Annotated in this window: 24 protein-coding genes and 1 riboswitch; of the genes, 14 read left to right on the top strand and 10 right to left on the bottom strand. The window is 70.7% G+C overall.

Translation table 11 applies throughout. The features are described 5' to 3' along the window. Positions 1-42 precede the first annotated feature (42 nt). From AC4D12_RS08950 to AC4D12_RS08940, 3 genes are all read left to right on the top strand, one after another. Complete coding sequence (locus AC4D12_RS08950) at positions 43-273, top strand: hypothetical protein (protein ID WP_490949581.1); 231 nt, start codon at positions 43-45, stop codon at positions 271-273. 172 nt (positions 274-445) lie between these two features. Further along, positions 446-631: riboswitch (cyclic di-AMP (ydaO/yuaA leader) on the top strand. A gap of 5 nt (positions 632-636) precedes the next feature. After that, entirely contained in the window at positions 637-1536 is a 900-nt protein-coding gene (locus AC4D12_RS08945; RefSeq protein ID WP_490949580.1) for a LysM peptidoglycan-binding domain-containing protein, read from the top strand. A gap of 171 nt (positions 1537-1707) precedes the next feature. Continuing rightward, positions 1708-2160, top strand: coding sequence for a GrpB family protein (locus AC4D12_RS08940; RefSeq protein ID WP_490949579.1), 453 nt, complete (start codon positions 1708-1710; stop codon positions 2158-2160). Here AC4D12_RS08940 and acs read toward each other — a convergent pair. The 4 genes from acs to AC4D12_RS08920 all read right to left on the bottom strand — a co-directional run bounded on the left by acs (position 2149) and on the right by AC4D12_RS08920 (position 7089). After that, complete coding sequence (gene acs / locus AC4D12_RS08935) at positions 2149-4128, bottom strand: acetate--CoA ligase (RefSeq protein WP_490949578.1); 1980 nt, start codon at positions 4126-4128, stop codon at positions 2149-2151. The two genes, AC4D12_RS08940 and acs, sit on opposite strands and share 12 nt — an antisense overlap. After that, complete coding sequence (locus AC4D12_RS08930; RefSeq protein ID WP_490949577.1) at positions 4119-4979, bottom strand: ABC transporter permease; 861 nt, start codon at positions 4977-4979, stop codon at positions 4119-4121. Before AC4D12_RS08930 ends, acs begins: the two co-directional genes overlap by 10 nt. After that, on the bottom strand, positions 4976-6016 hold the full coding sequence (locus AC4D12_RS08925; protein ID WP_490949576.1) for an aliphatic sulfonate ABC transporter substrate-binding protein: 1041 nt from the start codon (positions 6014-6016) through the stop codon (positions 4976-4978). Before AC4D12_RS08925 ends, AC4D12_RS08930 begins: the two co-directional genes overlap by 4 nt. A 182-nt stretch (positions 6017-6198) precedes the next feature. Then, positions 6199-7089 (bottom strand): ABC transporter ATP-binding protein, encoded by an 891-nt coding sequence (locus AC4D12_RS08920; protein ID WP_490949575.1) that lies wholly within the window; start codon positions 7087-7089, stop codon positions 6199-6201. A 265-nt stretch (positions 7090-7354) separates the two neighbouring features. Between AC4D12_RS08920 and AC4D12_RS08915 the strand changes: the two genes are divergently transcribed. Next, entirely contained in the window at positions 7355-7765 is a 411-nt protein-coding gene (locus AC4D12_RS08915) for a CoA-binding protein (RefSeq protein ID WP_490949574.1), read from the top strand. A 3-nt stretch (positions 7766-7768) separates the two neighbouring features. On the opposite strand, the gene AC4D12_RS08910 is transcribed toward AC4D12_RS08915, so the two are convergent. Beyond that, positions 7769-8617 (bottom strand): DUF1206 domain-containing protein, encoded by an 849-nt coding sequence (locus AC4D12_RS08910; RefSeq protein WP_490949573.1) that lies wholly within the window; start codon positions 8615-8617, stop codon positions 7769-7771. 44 nt (positions 8618-8661) lie between these two features. On the opposite strand from AC4D12_RS08910, the gene AC4D12_RS08905 reads away from it, so the two are divergent. Next, on the top strand, positions 8662-9225 hold the full coding sequence (locus AC4D12_RS08905; RefSeq protein WP_490949572.1) for a DUF1990 domain-containing protein: 564 nt from the start codon (positions 8662-8664) through the stop codon (positions 9223-9225). Here AC4D12_RS08905 and AC4D12_RS08900 read toward each other — a convergent pair. Further along, positions 9222-9629 carry a DUF1304 domain-containing protein gene (locus tag AC4D12_RS08900; protein ID WP_490949571.1) on the bottom strand — a complete coding sequence of 136 codons (408 nt, stop codon included), beginning with the start codon at positions 9627-9629 and terminating at the stop codon, positions 9222-9224. The genes AC4D12_RS08905 and AC4D12_RS08900 overlap by 4 nt on opposite strands. Positions 9630-9762: 133 nt before the next feature. On the opposite strand from AC4D12_RS08900, the gene AC4D12_RS08895 reads away from it, so the two are divergent. The 3 genes from AC4D12_RS08895 (at position 9763) to AC4D12_RS08885 (ending at position 13368) form a co-directional block, all read left to right on the top strand. Beyond that, positions 9763-11160 (top strand): acetamidase/formamidase family protein, encoded by a 1398-nt coding sequence (locus tag AC4D12_RS08895; protein ID WP_490949570.1) that lies wholly within the window; start codon positions 9763-9765, stop codon positions 11158-11160. A 305-nt stretch (positions 11161-11465) separates the two neighbouring features. Beyond that, positions 11466-12503 (top strand): hypothetical protein, encoded by a 1038-nt coding sequence (locus AC4D12_RS08890; RefSeq protein ID WP_490949569.1) that lies wholly within the window; start codon positions 11466-11468, stop codon positions 12501-12503. Between the two features lie 127 nt (positions 12504-12630). Continuing rightward, positions 12631-13368 (top strand): class F sortase, encoded by a 738-nt coding sequence (locus AC4D12_RS08885; protein ID WP_490949568.1) that lies wholly within the window; start codon positions 12631-12633, stop codon positions 13366-13368. An 86-nt stretch (positions 13369-13454) separates the two neighbouring features. Here the strand turns inward: AC4D12_RS08885 and AC4D12_RS08880 are convergent, their stop codons facing one another. After that, positions 13455-15080, bottom strand: a complete 1626-nt coding sequence (locus tag AC4D12_RS08880; protein WP_490949567.1) for an amidase family protein — start codon at positions 15078-15080, stop codon at positions 13455-13457. A 361-nt stretch (positions 15081-15441) separates the two neighbouring features. Here AC4D12_RS08880 and kdpF point away from each other — a divergent pair, with 361 nt between their 5' ends. From kdpF to AC4D12_RS08850, 6 genes are read left to right on the top strand one after another with little or no spacing between them, the layout of a single operon-like run. After that, positions 15442-15531 carry a K(+)-transporting ATPase subunit F gene (kdpF, locus tag AC4D12_RS08875; protein WP_490949566.1) on the top strand — a complete coding sequence of 30 codons (90 nt, stop codon included), beginning with the start codon at positions 15442-15444 and terminating at the stop codon, positions 15529-15531. Then, the gene (kdpA, locus tag AC4D12_RS08870) at positions 15531-17204 is read left to right on the top strand and encodes a potassium-transporting ATPase subunit KdpA (protein ID WP_490949565.1); all 1674 of its coding nucleotides are present in this window, start codon (positions 15531-15533) and stop codon (positions 17202-17204) included. Before kdpF ends, kdpA begins: the two co-directional genes overlap by 1 nt. Before the next feature lie 3 nt (positions 17205-17207). Continuing rightward, positions 17208-19361 (top strand): potassium-transporting ATPase subunit KdpB, encoded by a 2154-nt coding sequence (gene kdpB, locus AC4D12_RS08865; protein WP_490949564.1) that lies wholly within the window; start codon positions 17208-17210, stop codon positions 19359-19361. Between the two features lie 28 nt (positions 19362-19389). Then, positions 19390-19998, top strand: coding sequence for a potassium-transporting ATPase subunit KdpC (gene kdpC, locus AC4D12_RS08860; RefSeq protein WP_490949563.1), 609 nt, complete (start codon positions 19390-19392; stop codon positions 19996-19998). Between the two features lie 3 nt (positions 19999-20001). Beyond that, positions 20002-22533 (top strand): DUF4118 domain-containing protein, encoded by a 2532-nt coding sequence (locus AC4D12_RS08855; RefSeq protein WP_490949562.1) that lies wholly within the window; start codon positions 20002-20004, stop codon positions 22531-22533. Then, entirely contained in the window at positions 22530-23207 is a 678-nt protein-coding gene (locus tag AC4D12_RS08850; protein WP_490949561.1) for a response regulator, read from the top strand. Before AC4D12_RS08855 ends, AC4D12_RS08850 begins: the two co-directional genes overlap by 4 nt. Positions 23208-23572: 365 nt before the next feature. On the opposite strand, the gene purL is transcribed toward AC4D12_RS08850, so the two are convergent. From purL to purS, 3 genes are read right to left on the bottom strand one after another with little or no spacing between them, the layout of a single operon-like run. Then, complete coding sequence (gene purL / locus AC4D12_RS08845) at positions 23573-25858, bottom strand: phosphoribosylformylglycinamidine synthase subunit PurL (RefSeq protein WP_490949560.1); 2286 nt, start codon at positions 25856-25858, stop codon at positions 23573-23575. A 1-nt stretch (position 25859) separates the two neighbouring features. Beyond that, complete coding sequence (purQ, locus tag AC4D12_RS08840) at positions 25860-26654, bottom strand: phosphoribosylformylglycinamidine synthase subunit PurQ (RefSeq protein WP_490949559.1); 795 nt, start codon at positions 26652-26654, stop codon at positions 25860-25862. Beyond that, positions 26651-26911, bottom strand: a complete 261-nt coding sequence (purS, locus tag AC4D12_RS08835; protein WP_490949558.1) for a phosphoribosylformylglycinamidine synthase subunit PurS — start codon at positions 26909-26911, stop codon at positions 26651-26653. The genes purQ and purS overlap by 4 nt, the downstream gene beginning before the upstream one ends. Positions 26912-26914: the final 3 nt, after the last annotated feature.

Raw genomic sequence — 26914 nt, 5'->3', positions numbered from 1 at the left:
CAGCCCGGGCAGTGACGGCCGCGCCCCGCCTAGGGTAAGTGGATGGACGGATGGCGGAGGGCAGCGCGGGTTCAGGAGCGGCGCTTCTGGAGCACCCTCGTGATCGTCGGCGCGCTCCTCAGCCTCACGCTGGTCAGTAGCCTCCTCCTGACCGCGCGAGTCTCCGGCGGCAGCATGTCGGCGGGCTTCTACGTGCAGCAGGGTGTGCTGCTCGCGGTCAGTGCGATGGGCACGGCCCTTGCCGTCCGCCGCTGGCGTCGCGTCCGCCGATGAGGGCTTGTGCGGGCCCCGGGCACCTCCTGGCGGAGGCCTGTCAAGAAGGCCGGCGCCAGATGGTACGTCCCGTTACGCAAATGTGACAAACCGACGAGGGTCCGGCTAGGGTCACACCAGCGTCTCCGTCCACGTGAGACGCTTCCGGACGGATTGCCGAGCCCTGCCGCCGACCGGAATACGTCCGCACACACGAAAGGCAGGGACGGGGGAACCATCAGTTCCACCGGGCGCCCAGGTTTCCCTGCAGGCGTCCTCGGGGTTAAGTCGCACACCACCGCCGTATCCAGCGGTGTCCGCGGCCGGGTGACTCCCATCCGAACCCGACAGCTCACCCCGCAGGCATGGGAGAGGTACAGAACCATGTCACGAATCACTTCACCGGCGCGCCACAGGGCCGACGTCGAGGGCAACCTCGCACTGCAGGCACTCGGCCGCATCGCCGGCGCGCACGCAACGACCGTCGGCCGCCCGGTCGCCGTCATCGCGGTCACCTCCGGCCTCGCGTTCGGTGCGATGGGAACGGCCAACGCCGGCACCTACACCGACGCCGCGACGAACTACACCTCGGTGGCCTCCACCGTGGCGGCCCCTGCTGTCGCCGGCTCCACGCACACCGTCGCCGCCGGTGACACCCTGGGTGCCATCTCCGCACGCTACGGAGCGGACCTCACCTCGGTCCTGACCGCGAACGGCCTCTCGCTCGCATCGGTCATCTTCCCCGGTCAGTCGATCACGATCCCCACCGCCGGATCGGCCGTCACCGCGCCGGCCCAGACGGTGTCCGCTCCGGTTGCCGCTGCACCTGCGGCTCCTGCCTACCAGCAGGCCGCCGCTGTTGCACCGGCCGTGTCCACGGCGCCCGGGTCGGGTGTCTACCTGGCCTCGGCAGCGATCACCCCGGTACCCGTGCACGCCTCGTCGGTCGCTGCAGCGCCCTCGGGCAATGCGGCAGCGGCCATCCTCGGATCGGCTCAGGCGCAGCTTCGCGCCGGCGCCGTCCAGGACTGCACCGTGCTGGCCGAGAAGGCACTGCGTGCCGCCGGGATCTCCGTGGGCGACCTCGGCCCGGCTCAGTTCTTCCAGTTCGGCGCCCGGGTGTCCGCCCCGGCTCCCGGGGACCTCGTGATCACCGGCGGTCACGTGGCGGTCTACGCCGGTGGCGGTCAGGTCATCAGCAGCGGCATGAACGGCATCAACGCCACCATGCAGCACCCCCTCTCGGACCTCCCGGGAGCATCCTTCGTGCGGGTCGGCGCCTAAGCGTCCGAACGGACCGTTCGATCCTTGAACGGGAAGCGGCAGGTGCTTGGACGGGGCGCCTGCCGCTTCCTTCGTTAAGAGATCCGGATGAAGGGCTCGACGACGACCACCGCGCGGTTGAGGCACTGAGGCTGCGCTGGGGGAGTCGTCCGGGATGCCGCGCAGGACCAGGTGATGAGCATCCGCCATGTCGGTTCGACCGCCGTACCGCGGCTCCTGGCGAAGCCGGTCATCGACGTCGACCTCACCGTCGTCGACTTGTTCCGCGAGACGCTGTTTCTCGCACCCCTCCAGGGCCTGGGCTTCAGATTGATTTTCCGGGTCGAGATCGCGGGGGACCCCCACCTCCACCTGACCCTGGGCTCGCCGAACACGAATCTCCACGTCTGGGGTCCGTCGGCCGTCGAGCCTCGGAGGCATCTGCTCTTCCTCGACCGGCTCCGGTCCAGCGACGCGGATCGGGAGTACTACGCAGCCGCCAAGCGCGAGGCGATCCTCGACGGCGAGGGGTCCTACAACGACCTCAGGGCAGCTGCCGTGTACGACATCTACGAGAATGCCTTCCTCGCGGACCCCCTCCATCCTCACGATGCTCGTCCGCGCTCGGTCCGATCACCCGGATGAGGAGCGCCTCGCGGCGAGGACGTCCTGGATACCCGGCACGCACCCCTCGTTCTGCAGCGACGTGGTGTCGCCGAGCGCGGACCCCTCGTAGAGCTGCGTGAGCAGGCGCCGCATGATCTTGCCTGAACGCGTCTTCGGCACGTCCTGCACGACGACGACGGCGGCCGGGCGCGCGATCGGCCCGATCACAGCGGCCACGTGAGCCCGGAGGATCCCCACGACGTCGTCCTCAGGGGCTGCCCCCGCCGCCAGCACCACGAACGCGACCACCGCATGCCCGGTCAGCGGATCCGCGACGGGACACGCCCCCGCCTCGACCACGAGCGGATGGGCCACGAGCGCGGACTCGATCTCGATGGTGGAGAGGCGGTGCCCCGAGATGTTGATGACGTCGTCCACGCGCCCGAGGATCCAGGTGTCGCCGTCGTCGTCGTACCGGGCGCCGTCACCGGCGAGGAACCAGCCCTGCGCCGCGAAGGTCCGCCAGTACGCGTCGAGGTAGCGCTGCGGGTTCCCCCAGACCGTGCGTGCCATGGCAGGGCCGTGGCGGTCCACGACGATGAGCCCCTGGACGCCGGGGCGAACCGCCTGCCCGTGCTCGTCCACGATCCGCGTGCCGACCCCGGGCAGGGGACGTGCCGCGCAACCCGCCTTGAACGCGGTGTCCGAGGGGCTGGGGGAGAGCACCGTGGCGCCGGTCTCCGACTGCCACCAGGTGTCGACGACGGGGACTTCGTCCCGCCCCAGGTTCCGGCGGAACCAGCGCCACGCCTCCGGGTTGATCGCCTCGCCCACGGTGCCGAGCACGCGGATGCTCGAGAGGTCGTAGGTGTCGGGGACGCCGTCGGGGAACCACCCCATGAGCGAGCGGACCAGCGTGGGCGCGGTGTAGTAGCTCGTGACGCCGTAGCGCTCGATGATCTCGAGGTGGCGGCCCGGGTGCGGAGTGTTCGGCGTGCCCTCGAAGATGACCTGCGTGGCGCCGTTGGCGAGCGGGCCGTAGAGCTCGTAGGTGTGCGCGGTGACCCAGGCGAGGTCCGCGGTGCACCAGTGCACGTCGGCGTCGCGCCGCGACGGGTCCGGGTGGCCGAACAGGTGCTCGAAGCTCGACGCGGCCTGCGTGAGGTATCCGCCCGTGGTGTGGACGAGCCCCTTCGGCTTCCCGGTGGTCCCCGAGGTGTACATGATGAACAGCGGTGTCTCGGCGTCGAACGCCTCCGGCTCGTGGTGCGCGGACGCGGTGTCCACGACGTCGTGCCACCACACGTCGCGGCCCTCGGTCCAGGCGACGTCGGACCCGGTGCGGCGCACCACCAGCACGTGCTCCACGCTCTCCACGCCCGCGACGGCGGTGTCGGCGTTGTGCTTCACCGGCACCGCGGTGCCTCGCCGGTACTGGCCGTCGGTGGTGACGAGCAGCTTGGCCCCGGTGTCCTCGACGCGGAAGCGGAGCGCCTCGGCGGAGAAGCCACCGAACACGAGCGAGTGGACGGCGCCGATCCGCGCGCAGGCGAGCGTGATCACCACCGTCTCCACGAGGACCGGCAGGTAGATCACCACGCGGTCGCCCCGGCCGATGCCGAGCGCCACCAGCGCGTTCGCGGCGCGGCACACCTCGTCCTGCAGGTTTGCGTAGGTCACGGAGCGGCGGTCATCGGGCTCACCCTCGAAGTGCAGCGCCACGCGGTCACCACGACCGGCCGCGACGTGCCGGTCCACGCAGTTGACCGCGGCGTTCAGTGTGCCGCCCGCGAACCACTCGATGACGGGCACGCTGAGCGTCCCGTCCTCCTGCGGCGTGGCCCGCTCGAACGTGTGGACGGTGTGCCACGGCGTGCTCCAGTCGAGCCGCAGGGCCTGCTCGGCCCAGTACGCGAGGCGCTCGGCCTCGTCCTGCGGGAGGTGATCGACGCCGTCGGCGCGCGCGGGACCGACCTGCGTCGTCGTCCTGGCCTGGCTTACGCCCATCGGCGCACCGCCCAGCGCTCGGCGACGCCGAGCAGGGCGTCCGTGGTCTTGCCGATGATCGCGAGGAGCACGATCGCCAGGATGATGCGGTCCACGCGCCCGTTCTGCTGCGAGTCCACGAGGAGGAACCCGAGACCCATGGAGGACGCGATGAGCTCCGCGGCCACGAGGAACAGCCACGACTGCGCGAGCGCGAGCCGGAGGCCGCTGAAGAGCGCGGGCACGACGGCGGGGAGCTGCACCGTGACCAGCAGGCGGATGCCGTTCAGGCCGAAGGCGCGGGCGGCTTCCACGAGGTTGCGGTCCACGTGCCGGAGCCCGAGGTAGAGGGTGGTGAACACGGGGAAGAAGGCGCCGATGGTGATCAGCGTGACCTTCGAGTCCTCGTTGATGCCGATCCACAGCACCAGCAGAGGCACCCACGCCAGCGACGGCACGGCACGCAGCGCTCCGACGGTGGGGGTCAGCAGCACATCGGCGATCTTCGACAGGCCCAGCAGGGCGCCGGCCAGCACTCCGAGGAGCGATCCGATGAGGAAGCCGAGCACCACGCGCTGCGTCGAGATGAGGATGTGGTTGGCGAGCTGACCGCGCTCGATCAGATCCACGGCCGCCTCGAACACGGCGGTCGGCGAGGGCAGCTGCGAGGCGCGGAAGAACCCCGAGGCGGTGCTGAGGTGCCAGGTGAGGAGGATCAGCGCGGGGACGAGCAGCCCCAGCAGGACGGCCAGCAGGCGGCGCGGGGCTGGCAGAGCCCGCCGCGCCCTGTCACCGGTCACCGGGGACCCGGCGGCCTCCATCCCCTCTCGCGAGACCGGGATCGCCACCTGGTGCGGTATGTCGGCACTCATGAGTCGGCGCCGATCGCAGCCGGGTCGGCGTTCTCCACGAGCGAGGTGTCGAAGAGGGAGGCGAGGGCTTCGTCGATGGCTTCCTGGCTCTGCACGTCACCGGTCTCGACGAACACGGGGCCGATCTTCTCGAGCACGGCGCGCTGCGCATCGCCCGGGGCGGGGTCGACGTCGAGATTGGTGCGGTCGATGATCACGGAGTTCGCCACGGCGGGATCGATCGACGCGACCTCCGCGAGGATGGCCGCCGTCTCCTCGGGATTCTCCTGCGCCCACTCCCGGGCCCGCTCGTACGCGTTCACCACGGTCTGCGCGACGTCCGGCTGCTCCTCGAGGAAGTCCTCGGTGGCGTTCAGGAAGCCGTAGCTGTTGAAGTCGATGTCGCGGAAGAACAGCTCCGCGCCCTCCTGCTCGGCCGCGGCCATGATGGGATCGAGCCCGGCCCAGGCGTCGACGGCGCCGCTGGCGAGCGCTGACCGGCCGTCAGCGTGCTGCAGGTTCTCGATGGTCACCTCGGACTGTTCCACGCCCGCCGCCTCGAGCGCCTGCAGGAGGAAGAAGTAGGGGTCGGTACCGCGCGTCGCGGCGATCGACTTGCCGCGGAGGTCCTCGACGCTCGTGATGCCGGAGTCCGGCAGGGTGACGAGGGCGGCCCACTCGGGCTGCGAGTAGATGTCGATGGCCTTGATGGGCGAGCCGTTGGACCGCGCGAGCAGCGCAGCGGATCCCGCCGTCGAACCGACGTCGATCGCCCCGGCACGCAGGGCCTCGTTGGCCTTGTTGGAGCCCGCGGACTGCACCCAGTTCACCGTGATGCCCTGCTCGGCGAGCTCGTCCTCGAGCCACCCCTGGTCCTTGATCACGAGGCTCAGCGGGTTGTAGGTGGCGAAGTCGATGTTGAGTTCGCCACCCTCGGTCACGCCGCCCTCGGCCCCGGACTGCGTGGTGGAGGCGTTCTCGCCCGCGAGGCAGCCGCTGAGGCTGAGCGAGAGGGCGGTGGCGAGGGCGAGGGTGGGCAGGAGAGCGCGGCGGTTCATGGTGGTCCTTCGATGGAAGCGGAGGGGAAGCGGAGGAGGGTGTCAGTGAGGGGGAGTGCGGGGTGCGGCGGAGACAGTGCAGGGGACCGGCGGCCGGTCCCGACGGAGGCGGTCCCGCGCGACGACGACGACGGCGCCGTCTCGTGCGGCCTGGCCCGCCCGTCGGAGCGGGTGGGAGCGGGTCAGTGCCGGGTCACGCCGAGCATCGCGAGCAGGGAGCTGCGCAGGGTGCCGAGCTCGGCGGAGCTGCGGTCCCTCGGGCGCTCGCCCGGGACGGTCACGAGTTCAGCGATGGTCGAGCCCTCGCGTGTGGCGGCATGGCCATCCCTCGAGTCGGCGGCGGAGCCGGAAGCGCCGACGGCGCCGCCGTTTCCTTCGCCGACACCTTCTCCGCGGCCCAGCACGATGATGCGGTCGGCGAGCTGCAGGGCCTCGTCGACGTCGTGCGTGACGAGCAGCACCGTGGTGGGCTGCGCACGGTGGATGTCGAGGAGCAGGTCCTGCATCTTGATCCGCGTGAGTGCGTCGAGGGCGCCGAACGGTTCGTCGAGGAGCAGCACGCCGGGGTTGCGCGCGAGTGCACGGGCCAGGGAGGTCCGCTGGGCCATGCCGCCGGACACCTCGCGTGGCCGGTGCTTGGCGAAGCTGTCGAGCCCCACCAGCTGCAGCAGTTCGAGGACCTTCGCCTTGCCCGCGCTCGCGCTCGAGGACCGGGGCAGGCCGATGGCCACGTTGGCCTGCAGCGTGTGCCAGGGGAGGAGCCTCGGTTCCTGAAAGGCGACGGCGCAGCGCTCGTCGATGCCGCTCACCGGGGTGCCGTCGATCAGGACCTCGCCGCTGTCCGGGACGTCGAGGCCCGCGGCGGCGCGCAGCAGCGTGGATTTGCCGCAGCCACTGGTGCCGAGGATCGCGAGGATCTCCCCGGGTCTCACGTCCACGGTGACGTCGCGGAGGACCACGCGCCGGTCGCGGCCGGCGCCGAAGCTGCGGCCCAGGCCGGAGAAGCGGACGCCGAGGGCCTGCTTGGACGGCGTGCGAGTGGGGGTGGTGCCGGGTGCCAGAACTGTACTCATGGTGTCTCCATCGCTCCTGGCGGTAGCACCCTACGGTCCGAGCCTTCACCACCGCGTGCGGTGGTTCCCTTGGCTCGTTCCTCGATATCGCCCGGCATCAGGGGGATGCGGGCGACCAGGGTTGCTGCGGCGTCACTGATCCAGGTCTCTCAGCCGCTCGGGATGGTCCCCTCCATGAAACGCCGGGCGGGAGCAGGAGCAAAATGGATGGGTAACAAAGGCTGTAACAAAAGCCGCGACAGCGGGCTGCGCACCAGGAGGAACCATGGCACACCGGAACGATCCCGAGGTCATCAGGAGACTCCTCGCCGAGCACGGCCGGTGGGCCGTGGTGGGGCTCTCGAACAACCCTCGCCGCGCCGCCGTCGGCGTCTCGCGCTTCCTCATGGACCGCCTCGGCATGGAGATCATCCCGGTGAGCCTGAAGGGCGACGACGTCCACGGGAAGCAGGGTTACACGCGGCTCGCGGACGTGCCGGGCACCATCGACGTCGTCGACTGCTTCGTCAATTCCTCCCGCGTGGGCGCGGTGGTGGACCAGGCCATCGCCGTCGGCGCGCGGGCCGTGTGGCTGCAGCTCGGGGTCATCGACGAGGCGGCGGCGCAGCGGGCCGCGGAGGCCGGGCTCGACGTCGTCATGGACACCTGCCCGGTGATGGAGGCCCCGGGGGCCTAGGCGCTACATGCGCTGGTAGCGGGAGCGGATCACCATGAACACGCCGTAGGCCATCAGCCCGAGGGCCACGGCCCCGAGGATCCACACGCCGAACGGCTGGTCCCGCAGGGCCTTGAGTGCGCCGTCGAGCCCCGTGGACCGCTCGGCGGAATCGGTCAGCACGGCGACGAGCACCAGGACGCCCACCACGGCGAGGGCGAAGCCCTTCGCGATGTACCCGACGGCGCCGAGGATCACGACGGCGCGGCCGGCAGAGCCGGCGGGCAGGCCGCTGAGCTTCTTCCGGAAGCGCCGGGTGGCGCCGCTGTACACGAAGTAGCCGCCGATGCCGAGGATGCCCAGGCCGACGGCGATCAGCAGCGCCGTACCCGCGGGGTTGCCCATCAGGCCGGCGCTCAGTGAACTCGACTCGCTGCTGCTGTCACTCGAGCCGCCCAGGGCGTAGCGGCCGAAGGTGCCGCCGATGACCGCGTACACCGCTGCCTGGCCGCCGTTCTTCAGCCGATCGGTCAGCTTGACCCTGCCGCTCAGGTGCCGTGCGCCGAAGAAGATCTCGCTGACCAGGAACAGTGCGAGGGCGATGCTGCCGACACAGCAGAACCACAGCAGGGCGGTGCCGCCGGGGCTGCCCGCGAGTTGCCCGATGGCGCCGCTCTGGTCCGCGCTGCCCGAGCGGCCTGCGGCCAGGCCGAGCGCGATGAGCCCGATCAGGAAGTGCAGGATGCCCGCCGCGATGTACCCGGCGCGCGCCGCGAGCTGGAAACCCCGTGAGTTGACGGCGTCCTCGGCGGCGTCGGACGCGGCGTCCGCAGCATCCCTGCCGCCGGTACGGGGATTCGACTTCGGTGTCATGCTGACATCCTGCCACCGACCACCACCGCCGAGGAGAGACACCCATGGAGCAGTTCACGTACGAGGAGCGCGGCGCGACCGACAGGCCCTTCCCCGAACCCCTCGAGGGCGGCTGGCCCGCGGGTTACACGGTGATGGTGCGGTCCCACGAGATCCCGACGCCGGATCCCTCCGCCGGGTTCACCGCCCTGACCGAGGGGATCCTCGCATGGGAGCTGCACCGCCGTGCGGGGCTCACCATGCACTCGCCGGCCGACCGCGCGGCGCCCGGCGTGCGGGTGATCCAAGGGTTCGGCGTGGGCCCTGCGCGCATCAAGGCGCCGTGCAGCGTCATCTGGTCCCGCGAGGCGCAGCTCGACGGCGCCGGCCGGGCGGTGCCGGGTCAGCGCGGCGGGTTCGGGTACGGCACACTCCCGGGCCACCCGGTGCGCGGCGAGGAGGGCTTCTATGCCGAACTCACCGCGGACAACCGGCTGCTCTTCATCTGCGCGGCCTACAGCGTGCCCGCGAGCCTCGCGTTCCGGGTGGCGGCACCCGTGACCAGGCTGACGCAGCGGTACATGCTCTCGCGCTACGTCGCGGCCGCCCGGGAGCTCGCCGCCCTCTAGACGAGGGAGAGAAGGCCGATCAGCGCGACGAGCGGCGGCACGCCCTGGATGGCCGCGGGTCGCAGCAGCGACGTGTCGCTGAGCGCCAGCACCGCGGCGGCCAGGAGCATGGACCCCGCCGACAGCAGGATGAAGCCCAGCCCGACGGCGGACGCCGTGGCGCCGCCGGTCAGCATCAGCACCACGCCGCAGAGCGCCCCCAGGGCGAGGAACAGGTTGTAGAAGCCCTGGTTCCAGGCGAGGAACGCGGTGGTGTCGGCGTCGTCCTGGCTCGTGACACCGAAGACCCGCCAGGTGCGTTCCGCCTTCCATCGGAAGCTCTCCAGCACGAAGATCAGGACATGGACGAGACCGGCGATCGTCGCGCCGATCCCGGTCAGCAGCGGCAGGTGGAGTGCGTCCATGACGGCGAGACTACTCCCCGCCGCGCCGCACGCAGGGGCCCGGGCGCCCGACTCCGCGGCGAATCATCCCCGTAACGGAGGCGTAACCGGCGGCCGATAGCGTGATGAGCTCACCCGGCTGACAGGAGCGATCATGGACGACGTAACGGCGCAGGCAGCAGCGGAACACCTGTCGAGGGGGTTGGGCAGACGACGCTTCATGGGGGTCGTCGCCGCACTCGGCACCGTATCGGCCACGACGGCCATCTCCGCGCCGTCCGCCCTGGCAGCCCTTCCTGCAGCGCCCCCGGCGGCGCCGGGCAACTCGCCCGACGGACGAGGCGGACGTGGCGACGGCAAGCCGTTCGGCGAGATCCTGCAGCCGGGCCGCGGACGCATCCGCGGCGACGCCTATCTCTCCTCCCTGCCGGACGAGGTGCTCTGGGGCTACGTGCCGACGGTCGATGCCACACCCGTGATGTCCATGCGGTCCGGACGGACCGTCACCATCGACGCCCTCTCACACGAGGGCATCCTGGAGGACCAGGGGCGCGACCCCCTGGAGTACTTCGGCTCCCTCGGCGTCGACCGTTCGTCCGTCCTCCAGGACGCCGTGGACATCGCGGCCGGCTACCGTCGCACACCGCGCCGGTTCGACGTCGACGGCCCGCACATTGTGACCGGTCCCATCGCCGTCGAGGGTGCCGAGCCCGGTGACGTGCTCAAGATCGAGACGCTCGAGGTGCTTCCGCGCGTTCCCTACGGCGTCGTCTCCAGTCGCCACGGGAAGGGCGGGCTCGCCGTGCAGCCCGGGCCCACGCCGCCGGCCGGCATCACGCTCGACGAGGTCATGCCGCCCGTCGCGACCGACAACCGGGCCTCGGGCATCCCGTCCGATTACGGCAATGTCTCGGTGTTCACGCGGATCGAGCGCGGTCAGGGCGTCATGACCAGCGGCGACATGAGCGTGCGGTTCCCGCTGCGACCGTTCATGGGCATGATGGGCGTCGCTTTCGCCGACGCCGACGGGCTCACCGCGCCCGAGGCCAACTCGGTCCCTCCGACGCTGGGCGGCGGCAACATCGACATCCGTCACCTCGGCGCAGGGTCCACCTTCTACCTGCCGGTCCAGGCGCCGGGCGCGCTGTTCTACGTGGGGGACCCGCACATGGGCATGGGCGACGGCGAGGTGGCGCTCACCGCCATGGAGGGTTCGCTGCGCGGTACGTTCCGGCTCACGGTGTGCAAGCCGGGTTCCGGCGACGCACCCGCGGTTGCCTACTCCTACCCGTTCGGCGAGACGCAGGACGCCTGGATCCCGATCGGGCTGTCGGATCCCGACGGCCTCGCGGGCGGCGGCGTGTCCGGGGACCTGAACGTGGCGATGCGCCGGGCCATCATCAACGCGCTCGATTTCCTCGAGGAGGATCGCGGCATGGACCGGGCCGTCGCGTATGCCTACCTCTCGGCGGCAGCGGACTTCGCCATCTCGCAGGTGGTGGACCGGACAGTCGGGGTTCACGGACTGATCGCGAAAGCGCACTTCGCCTAGAGCGCCCGAGGCGCTGCACAGTTCACGCCGGTGCAGCGCCTCGTTCAGGAGTTACGCCGATGCGAAACCGTTACCTATCGGGAGTACTCGTTTTCATTGCGCGCCCTGTACGCGGCACCTAGGTTGAGAACAACAGCGATCGCCCAGGGTTTGCCGGGTTTCCTCCCAGCGCACTCCGGATCATGCGATCAGCGGTCATCACGCCAGCCGACAGTCCCTCACGGGGCCTCTGTCGGCGTGCCGACGCAGGCTGCGCCGTCGGGGATGGCCCGGGGGATTCTACGTGTTTCAGGAGACGCGCACACATGATCGTTGCAAAAAAATGGGCAGCTGCCGGATCGACGGCAACCCTTCTCGCCGGTGGACTGTTCCTCGGCGCCCCGATGGCTTCGGCCGCTCCCGGTGACGCAGCCTGCCTGCAGGCCTCGACGCAGTTCAACGCCGCCCTCGGCGCAGCCGGCATCGACGTCGCCTTCGTGAACCAGTTCGAAGCCGCCTCGGCGGCTCTCGTCACTGCCGGGGTGAACCTGGAGACCGTCGCTGCGTCCCTCAACATCGATGCCCTGATCGTCGCTGCGGATGACACCAACGCCGCCGCCGAGACCGCTCAGGTCAACGTCGAACTCGCCCAGCGCGCCTTCGTCGAGGCCCAGGCTGCCGTTGCAGCTGCTCCCGGCGTCGTCATCGCCGCGGAGGCGGAATTCGACGCGGCCGACATCGCCCTTGCCGCCGCGGTCGCCGCCTCGGATCCTGCCGTCTATCCCACCCCCGAGACGGACCCCGCTGTGATTGCTGCTACCGCTCGGTTGACTGCTGCCGAGGTCGCAGTCGGCGACGCCAACGCTGCACTCACTGCCGCGGACGCCACGCTCGTGACTGCCGAAGCCACGCTCGTGGCGGCGCAGACGGCGGAGACCGCCGCTATCGAGGCTGCAGTCGCCGCCTCCGAAGCTGCCGAAATCGCGCTCAACGACCCGGCGCTGCTGGAGGCGGAGGCCCAGTTCGCCCTCGCCACCGAGCAGGTCACGGTTCTCTCGGCGCAGCTCAGCGATGATGCGGCCGTCGCCGCCCAGCTGCTCGAGCTGTTCAAGGCATTCCTCGCCGCATGTGACGCCAGCACCGTCGGCGTCACCCCGGTCACCCCGGTCGCCGTCGTTCCCGCCGGCAGCGGTACGGTCGTCACGCCGAGCGGTACCAACCGCGGCGTCAACGTCCAGACCGCCGTCGCGGCCGAGGACAACAGCTCGGCTGTCGCCCTCATCGCCGCCCTGCTGGCAGCCGGTGTCGCCGTGACCGCGACGACCGCCGCTCGCATGCGTCGTCTCGAGCGCGCGCAGCGCTAAGCCGAAGCGCCGCAGCCCGCGGCGCTCCAGTTGCACCATCAGTACACTGCTGTCCCGGGTGGGTTGATCCTCGGATCAACCCACCCGGGACAGTGCACCATCTCCTCCAGCTCAGGACACCGCTCTCATGGACCAGCACACGCCTCGCGACGAAGCCAGCGAGCCCGAGTCCGCGCCGCCCGCGGCCGGCCGCACGCGGTTGAATCGGCGCTGGCTCGCGCTGCCGCTGGTCGCCGCCGCTGGTCTCGCGATCGCCGTCTCGGTGCTGCCCCCCGAATCGGCCGGCGCACCGCCGTCCTCCTCGACCACCATCTCTGCCGTCGCCACGCCGCAAGCCACTCCGGACGTCTCCGCTGCACCCTCGGGAGCGCCGTCGTCAGTTCCCGCGCCGGCACCCGCTCCGGCCGCTGCCGCCGGCCCCGCTGCCTCGGAACCCACGGGCCTCTCCTTCCCCGACGCGGGGATCGACATGGCCGTCCTCCCGCTCGCCCTGACGGACGACGACCTGGCCACACAGTCCCTCGTGCCGCCACTCACCATCGACGCCTACTGGCTCACCGCCTACGGCGTACCCGGCGGCGGCTCCACGAACACCACCTACATCGCCGGCCACAGCTGGGACGGCAAGGATGCCCCCTTCAACCGGCTGAGCGACGAGTCCCTCGTGGGTAAGGAGTTCACGCTCACCACCCAGACGGGCGAGATGACATACGTGGTGGACGGCGTGGTCACCCACGACAAGGACACCCTGAAGGACAGCGAGATCTGGAACATCGTGCCCAACCGCGTGGTCCTCATCAGCTGCTACACCGAGGATCCGTGGGGCAAGAACGTGGTCGTCACGGCGATGCCGAAGGCAGCCTGACCGCCCCGAACCTGCAGTACCCGAACGGGCGGAACGCCGCCACCTCGACGAGGTGGCGGCGTTCCGTGTGTGCAGGCTCTTCGGTGTTACTTCCTGCCCTTGCCCGGCTTCACATCCACCGTGGTGCACGAGGCGTCCCACTCCGAGGCCGGGACCACGGACGTGCAGCGGAACAGGGAGGGGTTGATGTTCTGCGGTGAGCGCCAGGCCTTCGTGCCCTGCTCGTAGTCGTAGGCGTAGGCCAGCAGGGTCTCCTCGCTCCACGCCGTCCCGAGGAACACGACGCCGGACGGGCGGCGGTTGGTCTCCGCGTAGCCCGACGGCACGATCACCGAGGGGTAGCCGGCCCGCGCCCCGACGCCGACCGTCGCCGAGTTCGAGACGATGGCGTCGAGGTCGTTGGCCGTGAGCACCGAGTCGATCGCCGCTCGCGATTCGGTCAGCCCCGCGGTGCGAGCCGCCTCGTACTGCGCCAGCTGTGCAGGGTCGGCCAGGTCCACGGCCTCCGAGTCCGTGAGGAGCGTCTGCCCGAACTTCAACGCGGCGGGGGCATTGGCGGTGTTGTAGGCGATGATGTCGCTCAGCGTGTCCATCGGTGCCTCCTCCGGGAGGCGCGAGAGGTACGCATTGAGGTCGCGCTCGAACTCCAGCGTCAGGATGTTCGGGGCGGTCGTGTTCCCCACGGTCACGGGTACGAGCGTGGCACCCTGTGCCCGCAGGGCGTCGAGGGCCGCCGTGTAGACGGGGTCCGTGGTGCTCGCGACATAGCCGAGACGGGTGCCCACGAGGGCGGTGTCGCTGAGGGCTGCGGTGAAGTCGACGTCGTCGCTCGGGTTGGCCGCCGTGGCGGGGTCCTCGGGGTCCACGCCTGTGATCGCGGTCAGGAGGGCCGCGGCGTCGTACACGGTCTTCGTCATGGGGCCGGCGGTGTCCTGGGTCGCCGAGATGGGGATGATGCCCGTGCGGCTCGCGAGGCCGACGGTCGGTTTCACGCCCACCAGGGAGTTCGCTCGGGCGGGGCTGAGGATCGAACCGGAGGTCTCGGTGCCGATCGTCAGGGTCGCCAGCCCGGCGGCCCCCGCGGAACCGGAACCGGCGCTGGAGCCGCTCGGCGTCTGGCTCGCGTCGTAGGGGTTGAGCACCTGCCCGCCGAGCGAGCTGTACCCCGAGGGCATGCCGTTGGTCATGAAGTTGGCGAACTCGGTGAGATTGGTCTTGCCGATGATGATGGCGCCGGCGTTCTTCAGTTCGGTCACGATCGGGGCGTCGGCGGCCGGGTACGAGTCCGCCAGAGCCACCGAGCCGGCCGTGGTGGGCATGCCCGCCACGTCGATGTTGTCCTTCACGAGCACCGGCACGCCGTGGAGCGGCCCGCGGACCGTGCCCTTCTTCCGCTCGGCGTCGAGCGCCTTGGCGTCGGCGAGGGCGGTCGGGTTGATGGAGCGCACGGCGTTGAGGTGCGGCCCGCCGATGCTCAGTGCGTCGATGCGCTCGAGGTAGGCCTGCACCAGCGCCTCGGACGTGAAGCTGCGTGAGGCCAGGCCGGCCTGCACCTCGGGGACGCCGGCGGTGCTGAGGTCGAGGGGAATCGGTTTCGGGGCGGCGACGGCGGGGCCCGGGCCGGCGACGACGGCGGCGGCGAGGATCCCCGCGGCGAGACCGGCGGTGACGCGGCGGGTGCGGGGCCGTGCGGGTGACAGGAGCAATGGCATGGGGGTGTCCTCTGCGGGGGGATGGTGGGCTGGAGCAACAGTTCTGTCATCGAACCAGCGGGACATGTCGATGACAAGGCTCCTGTGTTTCAGGGCCGTTACGGCACGCCCGGACGGGCCGCCGTCAAGAACGTGTAGGGGTTTGCGGGTGGGCCGTGAGGAAAACGTGAGGACGGCCGTTCCGTGCTCGCCGCGGGTATGTAATCGACTCCGTGCCTCCCGCAGGTGCCCGTCGGCAGGAAGCCGGCGGACGGAGAAAACGCAGTCCCCTGGAGTTCCTCGTGCAAGACGTCATCTATGTCGTGGGTGTTGCAGCCCTGTTCGGTCTGGTTGCCCTGATCGCCCGGGCGGTGGAGAAGCTGTGATCGTCTTCGACCTCATCGCCGTCGCACTCGGCATCGCCGCCCTCGGCTACCTCGTGTACGCACTCGTCCGTCCCGAGCGTTTCTGATGACGCTCGCAGCGGCCATCCTCCCGCTCCTGACCGTCGTCGTCGTGCTGGCCCTGATCCACCGGCCCCTCGGCGACTACATGGCCCGCACGTTCACGGCGCCGAAGGACCTCCGCGTGGAGCGCGGCTTCTACCGGGTGCTCGGCGTTGACCCGGCGTCGCACCAGTCCTGGCGCTCCTACCTCAGCGGCGTGCTCGCGTTCTCGGCGGCCGGTGTGTTCCTGGTGTACCTGCTGCAGCGCACCCAGGCGTTCCTGCCCTTCTCGCTGGGCCTGCCCGCCGTCCCCGAGGGCCTCGCCTTCAACACCGCGGTCTCGTTCGTCACCAACACGAACTGGCAGTCCTACTCGCCGGAGGTCACCCTCGGCTACGCCGTGCAGGCGGCCGGGCTCACCGTCCAGAACTTCGTCTCCGCCGCCGTCGGGCTCGCCGTCGCGATCGCCTTCGTGCGCGGGTTCGTGGCACGGAGGAGCGGGACGCTCGGCAACTTCTGGGTGGACCTCACGCGTGCGCTGCTCCGCATCCTCCTCCCGGGCGCGGTGCTCGCGGCCCTCGTGCTGCTCGCGGGCGGTGTCATCCAGAACCTGAACGGGTTCACCTCGGTGACCACGCTGACGGGCGCGGTCCAGACGCTTCCCGGCGGACCGGTCGCCTCGCAGGAGGCCATCAAGATCCTCGGCACCAACGGCGGCGGCTTCTTCAACGCGAACTCCGCGCACCCCTTCGAGAACCCCTCCCCATGGACGAGCGTGCTCCAGGTCATCCTGATGCTCGCCATCCCGTTCAGCCTCCCGCGCACCTTCGGCACTATGGTGGGCCAACGCCGTCAGGGCTACGCGATCCTCGCCGCCATGGGCGTGATCTTCCTCCTTTCACTCACCGCTGCTACCCTCGCCGAGCTCGGCGGCAGCGGCACGGCCCCGCAGGCAGCGGGCGCGGTCATGGAGGGCAAGGAGCAGCGCTTCGGGATCGTGGGCTCCACGCTCTACGCCACGGCCACCACGCTCACCTCCACGGGCGCCGTGAACTCGATGCACGACAGCTACACCGCCGTGGGCGGCATGCTGCCGATGATCAACATGATGCTCGGTGAAGTGGCGCCCGGCGGGGTGGGCTCCGGCCTGTACGGCATGCTGATCCTCGCAGTCGTCACGGTGTTCATCTCCGGACTGCTCGTGGGGCGTACGCCCGAGTACCTCGGCAAGAAGATCGGTGCACGCGAGATCAAGCTCGCCAGCCTCTACATCCTCACCATGCCCACCCTCGTGCTCGCCGGCGCCGCACTCAGCTTCGCCGTCCCGGCCCTCCGCGCGGACATCGACGGCACGTCGATCCTCAACCCCGGGCTGCACGGTCTCTCGGAGGTGCTGTACGCCTTCACCTCCGCCGCCAACAACAACGGCTCGGCCTTCGCGGGCCTGACGGCGAACACCCCGTGGCTCAACACCGCACTCGGCGTCGCGATGCTCCTCGGGCGATTCCTGCCCATGGTCTTCGTCCTCGCACTCGCCGGCGCCTTCGCGGCCCAGGACCAGGTGCCGGCCACGGCGGGAACCCTGCCCACCGACCGAGTGCAGTCCGTCACCCTCCTCGTCGGTGTCACCGTCGTCGTCACCGCCCTCACCTTCTTCCCGGTGCTCGCACTGGGTCCGCTCGCGGAAGGACTCCTCTAGACCATGTCCACCCTCACCGAAACACCCACCGGCAGCAGCGACAGCGCTGCGCCCGAGGGCGGCCGCCCCCGGAAGGCGTCCGCGTTCTCCGCCGCCCAGCTCGCCCAGGCCCTACCCGGCGCCTTCCGCAAGCTCGACCCCCGCCAGATGGTCCGCACCCCCGTCATGTTCATCGTCGAGGTGGGCGCGGTCCTCATCACCGCCATCGCCATCGCCGAGCCGTTCCTCGGCGGACCTCAGGCCTCGGGCGGCAGTGAGGTCCCGGCGTCCTTCACGTGGCTCATCGCGATCTGGCTCTGGCTGACGGTCCTGTTCGCGAACCTTGCCGAGTCGGTCGCCGAGGGGCGCGGCAAGGCGCAGGCCTCCAGCCTCCGCCAGGCACGGACCGGCACGACGGCGCGCGTGCTCCGCGACTACGCAGCGGACACGGACCCCGGTGCCCACGCGGCAACCGTCACCGAGGTGCCGTCGTCGGACCTCGCGCTCGGCGACGTCGTGGTGATCGAGGCCAACGGCCTCGTCCCGGGGGACGGCGAGATCATCTGGGGTATCGCCTCCGTGGACGAGTCAGCGATCACCGGCGAGTCCGCGCCCGTGGTCCGCGAGTCCGGCGGTGATCGCTCGGCCGTCACCGGCGGCACCCGTGTCCTCTCGGACCGGATCGTCGTGCGGATCACGAGCCAGCCCGGCGACACCTTCGTGGACCGCATGATCCGCCTCGTGGAGGGCGCAGAACGCCAGAAGACACCGAACGAGGTGGCGCTGAACATCCTCCTCGCCACGCTCTCCATCGTGTTCACCGTCGTCGTGCTGACCATCAACCCGATCGCCAGTTCCTCGGACGTCACCGTCAGCGTGCCGGTCCTCGTGGCGCTGCTCGTCTGCCTCATCCCCACCACCATCGGCGCCCTGCTCTCGGCCATCGGCATCGCTGGCATGGACCGGCTCGTGCAGCGCAACGTCCTGGCGATGTCCGGACGCGCGGTCGAGGCCGCCGGCGACGTCACCACCCTGCTGCTCGACAAGACCGGCACCATCACCTACGGCAACCGTCGCGCCAGCGAGTTCATCACGGTGGGCGGGGCCGATCGGCGCGAGCTGATCGCGGCCGCCGCGCAGTCCTCGCTCAGCGACCCGACGCCGGAGGGCACCTCGATCGTGGACCTCGCGGTCACCGAGGGCTTCGTCCGAGAGGAGATCGACGGCGAGGTCATCCCGTTCTCGGCGCAGACCAAGATGAGCGGCGTCGACTTCGTGAACGGCTCCAGTGTCCGGAAGGGCGCCGGCAGCGCGGTCCGCGAGTGGGTGACGGCGTCGTCCGGCGTCGTCTCCGCCGAACTCGGCGAGGCCGTCGACCGCATCTCCCAGTTGGGCGGCACGCCGCTCGTCGTCGCCGTGCGCGACGCCTCCGGCAAGGCCCGGGTGCTCGGCGTCGTGTACCTCAAGGACGTCGTGAAGGAGGGGCTCCCCGAGCGCTTCGCGGAGCTCCGCACGATGGGCATCCGCACCGTCATGATCACCGGTGACAACCCGCTGACCGCCAGGGCCATCGCCGAGGAGGCCGGCCTCGACGACTTCCTCGCGGAGGCCACCCCCGAGGACAAGATGCGCCTGATCCGCAAGGAGCAGGAGGGCGGAGCGCTCGTCGCCATGACCGGCGACGGCACCAACGACGCCCCGGCCCTCGCGCTCGCGGACGTCGGCGTTGCCATGAACACCGGCACCTCCGCCGCGAAGGAGGCGGGCAACATGGTGGACCTCGACTCGGACCCCACGAAGCTCATCGAGATCGTCCGGATCGGCAAGCAGCTGCTCATCACCCGCGGTGCTCTCACCACGTTCTCGATCGCCAACGACGTCGCCAAGTACTTCGCGATCATCCCTGCCATGTTCATCGGAGCATTCCCCGGACTCGCGACACTCAACGTGATGCAGCTGCACTCGCCGTCGTCCGCGATCCTCTCGGCGATCATCTTCAACGCCCTGATCATCGTGGCGCTGATCCCGCTCTCGCTGAAGGGCGTGCGGTACCGGGCGGCGTCGGCCTCGAGCACGCTCAACCGGAACCTGCTCGTCTACGGCCTCGGCGGCATCATCGCGCCGTTCATCGGCATCAAGGCCATCGACCTCGTGCTCACCCTCATCCCCGGCTTCTGAGTTCCCTCCCTCCCGAAAAGGTACGTCCATGGCTTCCTCCCGCAGCACCCTCCGCCAGCTCGGCACGGCCGTCCGGGCGCTCGTCGTCCTGACGCTCGTCCTCGGCGTCGGCTACCCGCTCGCCATCACCGGCATCGGGCAGGTGGCGCTCCCCGTCCGCGCGAACGGTCAGCCCCTCACGCTCGACGGCGAGACCGTCGGCTCCGCGATCATCGGTCAGTCCTTCACGGACGCCGAGGGCGCAGCGCTCCCCGAATGGTTCCAGTCCCGCCCGTCCGCGGCCGGCGACGGGTACGACGGCGGTGCCTCCGGCGGCAGCAACCTCGGTCCCGAGAACCCGGACCTCGTGGCCGCCATCGAGGAGCGCCGCGCCGCCGTCGCGGAGCTCGAGGGGGTGGACCCGGCGTCCGTCCCCGCGGACGCGCTCACGGCGTCGGCCTCGGGGCTCGATCCGCACATCAGCCCCGCGTACGCGCAGCTCCAGGTGCCGCGCGTCGCGGCGCAACGCGGCCTCGCCGAGTCCGACGTCGAGGCACTCGTGGAGGAGAACACGCAGGGCCCCGACCTCGGGTACCTCGGCGAGGCGTCCGTCAACGTGGTGGAGTTGAATCTCGCCCTGGCGCGGCTGGACACTTAGGCCATGACGCGAGGGCGGTTGCGGGTTTTCCTGGGAGCGGCCCCCGGAGTGGGCAAGACCTACGCCATGCTCGAGGAGGGCCGGCGGCTCCGCGGTGAGGGGCGTGACGTCGTCGTCGCGATCGTCGAGACGCACGGACGCATCGCCACCGAAGCCATGGCGGACGGCCTCGAGGCGCTCCCGCGACGCTCCGTGGACCACCGCGGCGTGCACCTCACGGACCTCGACCTCGAGGGCGTGCTGGCCCGGCACCCCGAGGTGGCGCTCGTCGACGAACTCGCGCACACCAACGCGCCGGGCACGGAGCACGAGAAGCGGTGGCAGGACGTCGAGGCCATGCTCGATGCCGGGATCGATGTCATGAGCACGGTGAACGTGCAGCACATCGAGTCCCTCAATGACGTCGTGGAGCGCATCACGGGCGTGCCGCACCGGGAGACCATCCCCGACGAGGTGCTGCGGCGTGCCGCGCAGGTGGAGATCGTGGACCTCACCCCCGAGGCGCTGCGCGGCCGGCTCACGGAGGGGTCGGTGTACCCCACGGGACGCATCGACGCCGCTCTCTCCAACTACTTCCGGGTCGGGAACCTCACCGCCCTCCGCGAGCTGACGCTCCTCTGGCTCGCGGACGAGGTGGACAGCGCGCTCCAGCGGTACCGTGCCGAGCAGGGCATCGACGACACGTGGGAGGCCCGCGAGCGCGTCGTCGTCGCCCTCACCGGCGGTCCTGAGGGGCGCACGCTGCTCCGCCGTGGCGCGCGGATCGCGTCCCGTTCCTCGGGAGGTCAACTGCTCGCGGTGCACGTCACCAACCAGGACGGCCTGCGCGACGCCGACCCCGCCGAGCTCGCCGCCCAGCGGGCACTCGTGCTGAAGCTCGGCGGTACCTTCCACGAGGTGGTGGGCGACCAGACGTCGAAGGCCCTCGTGGATTTCGCCAAGGGCGCCAACGCCAGCCAGCTCGTGATCGGTGTGAGCCGGCGTTCGCGGCTCGCGGCGCTGCTGACCGGCCCGGGCATCGGCGCCACCGTCATCCGCGAATCCGGCGACATCGACGTGCACATCGTCAACCACGGGGCGGCCGGACGGCGCTTCGCCCTGCCTCACGCCGGCGGGGCGCTGTCCGCGCGGCGTCGGCTGCTCGGCGCCCTGGTGGCGCTCGCGGGCGGACCGCTGCTGACACTGCTGCTCGTCCTGCTCCGCTCCGAGGAGTCCATCACCGGGGACGTCCTCAGCTACCAGCTCCTCGTGATCGTCGTCGCGCTGATCGGGGGGATCTGGCCCGCCCTCTTCGCGGCCGTGCTGTCCGGGCTGACGCTCGACTTCTTCCTCATCGACCCCGTCCGCACCCTCACCATCGGGGAGCCCGCGCACTTCACGGCTCTCGCGCTCTATATCGTCAACGCCGTCCTCGTGAGCTACGTGGTGGACCAGGCGGCCCGGAGGACCCGGGCGGCGTCCCGCTCCGCCGCGGAGTCGGAGCTCCTCGCCACCGTGGCCGGCGGGGTGATCCGCGGGCAGGACACCCTGCAGGCCCTCGTGGCCCGGGCCCGTGAGGCCTTCGGGCTCGACGTCGCGCGGCTGCGCGCGGTCGACGGCACCGTCCTCTGCGAGGACACCTGCGTGCCGCCGTCGTCCTCGACCAGCGATCCCGTGGCCCTCCCCGTCGGGGAGGTAGCCGTGCTGGAGCTGGAGGGACGCACGCTGGAGGCCGCGGACCGGCGCCTGCTCGCCGTCATCACCGCGCAGCTCGAGGCCGCCCTCGAGTACCGCGAACTCTCCCGCGCGGCCAGCGCCGTGGGGCCGCTCGCGGAGGCGGACCGCGTGCGCACCGCCCTGCTGGCCGCTGTCGGGCACGACCTCCGACGCCCGCTCACGGCGGCGACCACGGCCGTCACGAGCCTCCGCTCCGCCGACATCACCTTCTCGCCCGAGGAGCAGGAGGCTCTGCTCGAGACCGCCGAGCAGAGCCTCGGCACACTCTCCACCCTCGTCACGGACCTGCTCGATGCCAGCCGCATCCAGGCCGGCGTGCTCGGCGTCGTGCTCGAACCCGTGCGGCCCGAGGACGTCATTCAGCCGGCCCTCGAGGAGCTCGACCTCGGGCCCGGTGACGTGGAGCTCGAACTGCCCGCGGAATCGCGCCTCCTCCTCGCGGACGCCGTGCTGCTGCAGCGCGTGGTGGTGAACCTCCTCTCCAACGCCGCCCGCTACACCTCGCCCGGGCAGGCGCCCATATTGTCCGTCAGCGACTTCGGCGGCCGGGCGGAGATCCGCATCATCGACCGCGGGCCGGGCATCCCCGATGATCGCAAGGACCAGGTGCTCCTGCCGTTCCAGCGGCTCGGCGACACCGACAACGACACCGGGCTCGGCCTCGGGATGGCGCTCGCCCGCGGGTTCGTGGAGGGGATGGGTGGCCGGCTGACGCTCGAGGACACTCCGGGCGGCGGCCTGACGTCCGTGGTCTCGCTGCCGCACGCGCCGCCCATGGACGCGCTCGTCGGGGCGGACGACGGCGCGGGAACCGCATGAAGATCCTCATCGCCGACGACGACCCGCAGATCCTCCGAGCGCTCAGCATCACGTTCACGGCATCGGACTACGACGTCGTGACCGCGGGCGACGGCGCCGCGGCCCTCCGCCGCGCGGCCGAGCACCACCCGGACATCGTGGTGCTGGATCTCGGGATGCCGCAGCTCTCCGGCATCGACGTGATCCACGGACTGCGCGGCTACAGCACGGTGCCCATCCTCGTGATCTCGGGCCGGATGGACTCGATCGACAAGGTGCAGGCGCTCGACGCCGGCGCCGACGACTACGTCACGAAACCGTTCCTGACCGACGAGCTGCTGGCACGGGTGCGGGCGCTCACCCGGCGTCGGCTGCCGCTCCGCGAGGAGTCCGGGGCCACGTTCGGGGACGTCCGGGTGGACCTCGTGGCGAAGTCGGTGGTCCGCACGACCGACGGCGCAGACATCCACCTCACCCGCACGGAGTGGCGACTGCTCGAGACACTGATGGTGAACGCCGGGCGGCTCGTGACGCAGGAGATCCTGCTCACCGAGGTCTGGGGGCCGCAGCACATCCGCGACACCGGGTACCTCCGCCTGTACATCCGGCAGCTACGGAAGAAGCTCGAGCGCGATCCCGGGTCCCCGCTCCATCTGCTGACCGAGGCGGGGATGGGCTACCGCTTCGTGCCCTAGCGGGGTGTTTGGGCGGCGCCGTCGTCGTTCGCCTCAGGGGAGGCCGCCTTCATTCCTTCGGTGCAGACCCGGGGCATCTGTTCCGTTGCGGGGGTGCAGTACCCCCGGCTCTGGACAGCCGCCGCGGCGGCACCTCCCGGGGGCCGCCGTCGTCCCTTCGTGCAGACCCGGGGCATCTGCTCCGTTGCGGGGGTGCAGTTACCCCGGCTTGGGACAGCCGCCGCGGCGGCACCTCCCGGGGGCGTCGCCGTCGTGTCTTCGCTGCAGACCCGGGGCATTTGCTCCGTTGCGGGGGTGCAGTACCCCCGGTTGTGGACAGCCGCCGCGGCGGACCTCCTGAAGGAGAGGCAGCCGCGGCGCCCGGATCAGCCGAAGTGCTTCGGCAGCGTTCCCTCGTGGGCCTCGCGGAGCTGCTCGAGCGGCAGGGTGAAGTAGCCCTGCACGTCGAGGGCGTCGATCTCCGTGTCCACCACGCCGATCCGGAGGGTGGGGAAGTTCCGAGCGGTGCACATGTCGTTGAAGCGCACCTCCTCGGAACGGGGGACGGCGACGACGGCGCGCGCCTGGCTCTCGCTGAACAGCGCCGTGAACGCGTCGATGCCGTCGCGCTCGCAGAGCTCGTCGAGACTGATCCGCGCACCGATGCCGAACCGCAGGGCCATCTCGCTGATGCCTGCCGCGAGGCCGCCCTCCGAGAGGTCGTGGGCGCCGTCGATCATGCCGTCCCGTGAGCAGTTCACGAGGATCGCCGCGAGCGTCTTCTCCGCCGCGAGATCGAGCGCCGGGGGCTGCCCGCCGAGGTGACCACGCAGGTTGGCCCACTCCGAGCCGGAGAGCTCGTCCGCCGTCGTTCCCAGCAGGTAGATGGCCTGGCCGTCCTCGCGCCAGCCCGACGGCGTGCGCCGCGCGACGTCGTCGAACACGCCGAGCACGCCGACCACCGGGGTGGGGTGGATGGCCACGCCGCCGGTCTGGTTGTAGAGCGAGACGTTGCCGCCGGTGACGGGCACGCCGAGTTCCCGGCAGGCGTCCGCGAGGCCGCGGACCGTCTCGGCGAACTGCCACATGACCTCGGGGTCCTCGGGGGAGCCGAAGTTCAGGCAGTCGGTGACGGCGAGGGGCTCGGCGCCGGCGGTGGCGACGTTGCGGTACGCCTCCGCGAGGGCCAGCCGGGCGCCCTCGTACGGGTTCAGGTAGGAGTAGCGGCCGTTGGCGTCCGTGGAGATCGCGACGCCGAGCCCGGTCTCCTCGTCGACGCGGATGACGCCGGCGTCGTCGGGCATGGCGAGCGCCGTGTTGCCCTGCACGTAGCGGTCGAACTGGTCCGTGACCCAGCTCTTGGAGCACATGTTCGGGGAACTCATGAGGTCGAGGACGGCCTCGCGGAGGTCCGTCGGCTGCTCGGCCGCGAAGGCATCCGCCTGCACGGCGTCGAGCCATGCCGGGCGGTGGTACGGGCGCTCGTACACGGGTCCCTCGTGGGCCACGGTGCGGGGATCGACGTCGACGATCTTCTCGCCGTCCCACTCGATGATGAGGCGCCCGGTGTCGGTGACCTCGCCGAGCCAGGAGTACTCCACGGCCCAGGTGTCCATGATGGCCTCGAACGCCGCGACGTTCTCCGGCGTCACGACGGCCATCATGCGCTCCTGCGACTCCGACATCAGGATCTCGCCGGGCGTCAGGGACGGATCGCGGAGCAGCACCTTGGTGAGTTCCACGTGCATGCCGCCGTCGCCGTTGGACGCCAGCTCCGACGTGGCGCAGGAGATCCCGGCGGCGCCGAGGTCCTGGATGCCCTCGACCACGGAGGCCTTGAACAGCTCGAGGCAGCACTCGATGAGCACCTTCTCGGCGAACGGATCGCCCACCTGCACCGCGGGGCGCTTCGAGGGCTTCGAGGAGTCGAAGGACTCCGAGGCGAGCACGGAGGCGCCGCCGATGCCGTCGCCACCGGTGCGGGCACCGAAGAGGACCACCTTGTTGCCCGCGCCCGAGGCGTTGGCGAGGCGGATGTCCTCGTGCCGCAGCACGCCGACGGCGAGCGCGTTGACCAGCGGGTTGCCCTGGTACACGGAGTCGAAGACCACCTCGCCGCCGATGTTCGGCAGGCCGAGGGAGTTCCCGTACCCGCCGATCCCGGCGACGATCCCGTGGACGAGGCGCGCCGTGTCGGGGTGGTCGATCGCGCCGAAGCGCAGCGGATCCATGACCGCGACCGGGCGGGCGCCCATCGAGATGATGTCGCGGACGATCCCGCCGACGCCGGTGGCCGCACCCTGGTAGGGCTCCACGAAGGACGGGTGGTTGTGGCTCTCCACCTTGAACGTCACGGCCCAGCCGTCGCCGATGTCGACGACGCCGGCGTTCTCGCCGATGCCCACGAGAAGGTGCTCCTTCATGGCATCGGTGACCTTCTCGCCGAACTGGCGCAGGTGCACCTTCGAGGACTTGTAGGAGCAGTGCTCGCTCCACATCACCGAGTACATGGCGAGCTCGGCCCCGGTGGGGCGCCGCCCGAGGATCTCCTCGACGCGCTGGTACTCGTTCTCCTTCAGTCCCAGTTCCGCCCACGGCAGCGCCTGGCCGGGCGTGGCCTCGGCGTTGGCGACGGTGTCGATGTTGAACTTCCGGGTCGCTTCCGCGGTCATCTCAGCCCACCAGTTTCTTGAGTACGGACGTGAAGATGCCGAGACCGTCGGTGCCCCCGCGGACGTCCACCGGTCCGCGCGCGGAGGAGTCGGGGCCGAAGCCGGCCTCGACGGCGTGCTCGGGGTGCGGCATGAGCCCGACGACGTTGCCCGCCGCGTTCGAGATGCCCGCGATGTCGCGGCGCGAGCCGTTGGGGTTCTCGCCGACGTAGCGGAAGACAACGCGGCCCTCACCCTCGAGCTCGTCGAGCGTGCGGACGTCCGCGACGAACTGCCCGTCCTGGTTCTTGAGCGGAATGACGAGCTCCTCGCCCTGCTCGTACTCCGCGGTCCAGAAGGTGTCGGCGTTCTCGACGCGCAGGCGCTGGTCGCGGCAGATGAAGTGCAGGTGGTTGTTCTTGATCATGGAACCCGGCAGCAGGTGGGCCTCCGTGAGGACCTGGAACCCGTTGCAGATGCCGAGCACGGGCAGGGCGTCGGCTCCGCCGGACGCCGCCTGCGAGATCTGCTCCATCAGCGGCGCGAAGCGGGAGATGGCGCCGGCGCGGAGGTAGTCACCGTAGGAGAAACCGCCGGGGATGATGACGGCGTCGACGTGTCGGAGGTCGTGGTCTCCGTGCCAGAGGTGCACGGCGCTGCCGCCTGCGAGGCGGACGGCGCGGACGGCGTCGCGGTCGTCGAGCGATCCGGGGAAGGTGACGACGCCGACGGTCACGCCGTTCAGGGCGCTGTCCTCGTTGTCCGAGGCCACGGGCTGCGGCCCGCCGATCAGGGGTGTCTCGATCGAGGCGGTCACTGGCCGTCCTCCTCGATGACCTCCACGCGCGTGACGTCCTCGATCACGGGGTTGGAGAGCAGCGTGGTGGCGGCGTGGCGGGCCTGCTCGAGGATCTCCTCCGTCACCTCGCCGTCGACCGTCAGTTCGAAGCGCTTGCCCTGGCGGACGCCGGCGAATCCGGTGAGGCCGATCCGGGGGAGGGCTCCGGCGATCGCCTTACCCTGCGGGTCGAGGATCTCGGGCTTGGGCATGACGTCGACGACGATCCGGGGCATCCG

This window comes from Arthrobacter sp. TJ-266 (assembly GCF_058269115.1).
This window is presented reverse-complemented; position numbering and strand designations above follow the sequence as displayed.